Consider the following 674-nt stretch of genomic DNA (forward strand, 5'->3'; position numbering starts at 1 on the left):
TACTTGGTGAGTAATTTAGCGCTTGCCGTGATCCTGCTTGATGGGGGGATGCGCACTAAGGTAGCGAGCTTCAAAGTCGCATTTTGGCCATCGCTTTCGTTAGCCACAATCGGCGTAGCCTGTACCGCCACTCTTACGGGCTTAATGGCGGCTTGGCTATTCGACCTGTCACTGATGCAGGGTATTTTGGTTGGGGCGATTGTGGGCTCGACCGATGCCGCAGCGGTGTTTTCTCTACTTAAAGGGCAGAGTCTCAACGAGCGCGTTGGCTCAACCTTAGAGATAGAGTCGGGGACCAATGACCCAATGGCGGTCTTTTTAACGGTCACCTTAATTGCGCTACTTGGCACCCCAGATGCTGAGATGGGCATGAACTTCCTGCTGAAAAGCTTCGCGATGCAGTTTGGTGTCGGCACCCTTATCGGCCTTGGTGGCGGTTGGGTTCTATGGAGCCTTATCAATCGAGTACAACTGGCTGATGGTCTTTATTCGATTGCGTTCTCGACATTCGATTCTTAATGTTCTTGATGGCATGACTTGGTTAAGTCAAATCGTGATGTTCTTGGTGCTGGGTTTATTGGTCACACCATCGACATTGATGGATATCGCACTGCCTGCATTGGCATTGGCTTTCGGTATGATTCTGTTTGCGCGCCCGTTGTCGGTTTGGTTGG

Annotated in this window: 1 pseudogene; it reads left to right on the top strand. The window is 51.0% G+C overall.

The annotated features are described in order from the left end of the window. Positions 1–674: pseudogene (locus KIV40_RS34140) on the top strand (cation:proton antiporter); the annotation flags it as partial.

This window comes from Vibrio sp. D173a (genome assembly GCF_030248475.1).